At 72.0% G+C, this 4162-nt stretch carries 2 protein-coding genes and 1 pseudogene; all 3 read right to left on the bottom strand.

Annotated features, from left to right (window positions below; genetic code table 11):
* Positions 1–76: 76 nt before the first annotated feature.
* Positions 77–1597 carry a carotenoid oxygenase family protein gene (locus tag ACFU99_RS35450; protein WP_384400267.1) on the bottom strand — a complete coding sequence of 507 codons (1521 nt, stop codon included), beginning with the start codon at positions 1595–1597 and terminating at the stop codon, positions 77–79.
* A gap of 163 nt (positions 1598–1760) precedes the next feature.
* On the bottom strand, positions 1761–2444 hold the full coding sequence (locus ACFU99_RS35445) for a transcriptional regulator (RefSeq protein ID WP_384400264.1): 684 nt from the start codon (positions 2442–2444) through the stop codon (positions 1761–1763).
* 180 nt (positions 2445–2624) lie between these two features.
* Positions 2625–4162, bottom strand: a pseudogene (locus tag ACFU99_RS35440) (beta-N-acetylglucosaminidase domain-containing protein); the annotation flags it as partial.

The following is a 4162-nucleotide window of genomic DNA, read 5'->3' as shown; positions in this document are numbered from 1 at the left end:
CCACCGCGAACTGGGCGGCTGAGCGGCCCCCGCCACCGGCAGCTCCCCCTTGGACGGGGGAAGCGCCCCAGGAGTGCTACGCGTCCGCGACCCAGCTGCCGTGGAAGCCCAGCGGAACCCGGCCGGGCAGGTGTATCCGGGCCAGTGGGCGGCCGCCGAAGTCCTGGGCCGAGAGGATCACCAGGTCGGTGGCGCCGCGGTCGGGGTCGTTCACATACGACAGTACGTAGCCGTCGTCCTCGTCGCGCGCCCCGCGCCGCGGGACGAACACCGGCTCGCCGGCCGCCGCGCCCTCGGGGAAGCGGACCAGCTGCCTGCTGCCGCGCAGCATGTCGTGCTTGATCAGGTGGTTGGTGAACTTCTCGTCCGGCGGCACGCCGTCGGCGGTCTCGTACGCGCGCCACATCTCGGCCGCGCTCGCGGTGTAGGCATAGCGGTGCCGGCGCGAGACGAGGGATTCGTTGATGCGGGGGAATTCCTGCGGGCGGTCGTCCAGGCGGCTGCTTCGCACCCGGCCCGCGCGCGGATCGATCGTCCAGCGGTCCAGCGTCGGGGACCCGGTGGCACAGGGCCCGCCCATGCCGCGGCCGGCGGCGTAGAACGGCGCGGGGAACCCGATGTACTCCATCACGACCGTGTCGCCCCGGTCGTAGGCGTTGAGCGTGTGCGAGTAGTACACCGGGTCGATCTCGAACCAGCGCGTGCTGCCGCCGGCGCGCGGCAACAGGCCGATGCGCATGGGGTGTTCGCCGTTCCAGATGTAGGGCACGATCGCGCCCGCCTCGGCCGCCGCGGCGTCGAAGGTGATCGGCACGTCCACGATCACCACGTACTTCTCGGTGAGCGCGAAGTCGTGCATCATCGGCCCGTCCGCCACGGGAACCCGCGTGGTCCGCGCCACCCGGCCGGTCCGGTCGATCATGATGTGCCGCACATGGTCCCAGGTGGGGTAGTACGTGATCGCGTGCAGCTCGTCGGCCGCCGCGTCGTACTTGGTGTGCGCGGTGAACGTGCCCTTGAGCGTGGAGCGGAAGTCGTACGGGCGCACGGTGTTCAGCTCGCCGTCCAGCTCGTACGGCAGCGGCCCGCTCTCCTGCATCGCCAGGACGCGGCCCTTGTACGGGATCACGTGCGTGTTGCACGCGAAGTCGTCCGGCGGCACCGGGCCGGGGTACGTCTCGCCCAGCTTCGCCGTCACCTGCGAGGACCGCACCCAGCGGTTGCGGTACCACTCCGCGCGCCCGCCGCGCAGCCGGACCCCGTGCACCATCCCGTCGCCGAGCATCCAGTGGTGGGCGCGGACATCCTCCAGGGCCAGCGCGTTCGGACCGTTGCGCAGGTAACGGCCGTCCAGATCACGCGGAATGCGGCCGGTCACCTTGAGATCGAAGGCGGTCAACTCCTCGGTGACCGGTGCGAAAGCCCCCTCCAGGAATGGTCGCGCGCCCTTCGCGCCGCTCACGCCGCTCTCCCCGGCCGCGTCGGCCGCCCGCGCCGCCGCCGTGAAGAAGCCGGGCCCGAGGCCGCCGCCGACCACGCTTCCCGCCGCAGCGACCGCGGCGCCCTTGAGAAGTCTCCGCCGTGTGTGACTGGCCATCATGTCTCCCCGTTCCGTTTTCCGTTGTCGATGCCGGTTCCGGCAGCCGCGCCTGTGGCGACGGGAGCAACCTTCCTCCCCGCTCGCCCGGGAAGCAGTCGGCCCAGGCCCCGAAACGAGGGTGGTGCTGGCACCACTGCGACGAGTCCCGTCGCGCGGCGTCTCAGCGGGGAGCCGGGGCCGTGGCGAGCGTGTTCCAGAACATCAACTCGTACGCCTGGAGGAGGCGGCCGTAGCGGTGGGCCAGCCGCTCCGTGACCCGGTCCGCGTCGAGCCCCGCCTGTACGGCGGAGAGGCCCTGTTCGGCGGCCTTCGGGTCGGGCTCGGCGAAGAAGTCGAAGAATCCGCACGCCTCGGCCGAGAAGCCGTAGTGCTCGCGCAGCGCCTCGCGCATGGCCGCGCAGTAATCGCCCCACGCCGCGAAGTTGACGGTCAGCGCGATCACCACGTCGGCGGGCTCGGCCTGCAACGCGAGCCACGCCGCGTACGCCGGGTACGCCTGGCAGCCGGCCCGCGGCTCGTACGCCCGGACCGCCGCGTCGTCCAGAGCGCAGGCGTCGGCCAGCACGCCCAGCCGCTCCAGGGCCACGGTCTCGCCCTGCGCCAGGGCGTCGAAGAACGGCGCCACCTCCGGCGCCGCCGACTGGTCCGTCACCGCCCGCCGCGCCAGCCGGTGGAAGCTCCGCCGGTCGCTCGCGATGATGTGGTGCTGCTCCAGGACGAAGGCGGCGATGGACTCGCGCGCCGCCTCGCCCGCGGCGACCAGCGGCACGAAGCGGTTCGCGGCAGTATCCGGGGCGAGCTCACGCACCGCCTTCGCCACGACCTCTTCAGCTGTACGGGCCATCACTCCGCCTCTCCGCGCCGTGGACGACAACCGGCCCCCAGGCTCCCAGAAGCCACTGACAATCCTCGGAACACCGGGCGGAAAAGCCGAAAACCGCCGCGCCGGAGGCGTACGAACGCCCCCGCCGCGACGGTCCGGCCGAAACCGTCAGCGGGTGGCGGCCCCCTTGAAGCGGCCCGCGTCATACTCCGCGACGGCCTTGTCCACGAACGCGTCGAGCACCTTGTCGCCGACGACCACCGGAATCCGCTTCCCGTTCAAGTCGACATAGACGAACGACTTGGCCGTCCCGACCTGCCCCGACAGCCGCTGCCGCAGCCGCTGCGCCGCCGCCTTGTCCCCGTCGCGCACCGCCTCGACCATGGCCAGCGCCGTACGGGCGGCCGTGCCCCACGCCTTCGTCGAATCCAGCCACGGCCCGGAGTCGTCGATGAACCCGCGGTCCGACAGCCGGGCACGCAGCACGTCAGGCGCCGACCGCAGCGCGCGCAGCTCCCGGTCCAGCCGCCACGCGCTGCCGCCCTGCCAGAACTTCCGGAACGCGGCGTCCAGCCCCGGCGACTGCTGCGGGTTGAGCCGGGACCCGTAGTTGGCGTCGGCGAAGGCCCGCAGCGCCCGCTCGGTCCGCGCGTCACCGCCGGCGAGTTCGCGCAGCGCCCCGTCCCACGAGGTACGGGCGTCGTACGCCTGGTCGTTCCACGCGTAGTCCGCGACCGTGTAGAGCCCGATCTTCGAGGCCGCGGGCTGGACCATCGGGTTGGCGGTGATCCCGGCGAGATCCCCCGCCAGCCCCTTCTCACGCCCGTTGAACGGACCGAGCAGCAGATGGTCCGAGACATAGTCGTTGACCGGATAGTTGTCCCAGGTCAGGATCTGATGCCCGAACAGGCTCCGGGCGGTCTTCGCCTGCGCGCGGGTCATCGTCGGCGCGATCACCCCGACGCCGGTCCACTCGACCAGGACGTTCTTGTCGAGCTGGTCGGCGATCGCCTTCTTGTACGGGGACGGCTTGATGTCGTAGTACTCCGTCGGCACCATCTGGAGGGGCTCGGCCCCCTTGTGCGCGGCGATGAAGTCGTGGTTGACGCGGTTGAGCAGATGCGCCTGGGCCGCACCGGCCGCGCCCCCGCCCGTACCGAACTTCTTCTCGTCGGCGGCGCAGTTCCACTTCGTGTAGCTGATGTCGTCAAGCGGCACGGCGAACGTCCGCACCCCGATCTTCCACAGCGTCTCGAACTTGGCCGTCAGCGCCTTCGCCTCGGCGTCCGAGCTGTAGCAGACGGACAGGCCGGGGGAGAGGGCGTAGGTGAACTCCACATGGTCGGCGCGCGCCCGGTCCACCAGCTCCTTCAGCTCGGCGAGCTGCGCCGCCGGGTAGGGGTCCCGCCACTTCGCCCGCAGATACGGGTCGTCCTTGGGCGAGTACGCGTAGATGTTCATCTTGTGCGCGGCGTCGAAGTCGAGCTGCTCCAGGCGGGCCTGGTGCGACCACGGGGTGCCGTAGAAGCCCTCGATGACCCCGCGTAGCGGGGTCGCGGGCCAGTCCCGGACGGTGACGCCCCGGACGTGGGCGTACGGGCGGTGGGTCTGGGGGAGCAGCTGGCGCAGGGACTGCGCGGCGTAGAACGTGCCGGCGGCGTCGGCCCCCGCCCGCGCGATGCGGCCGGCGCCGACGGCGAGCGCGTACCCCGCGGCGGGCCGCCCGGCCGTGCCGCGCG

The sequence above is a fragment of the Streptomyces sp. NPDC057654 genome (genome assembly GCF_042800135.1).
GTDB lineage: Bacteria > Actinomycetota > Actinomycetes > Streptomycetales > Streptomycetaceae > Streptomyces.
This window is presented reverse-complemented; position numbering and strand designations above follow the sequence as displayed.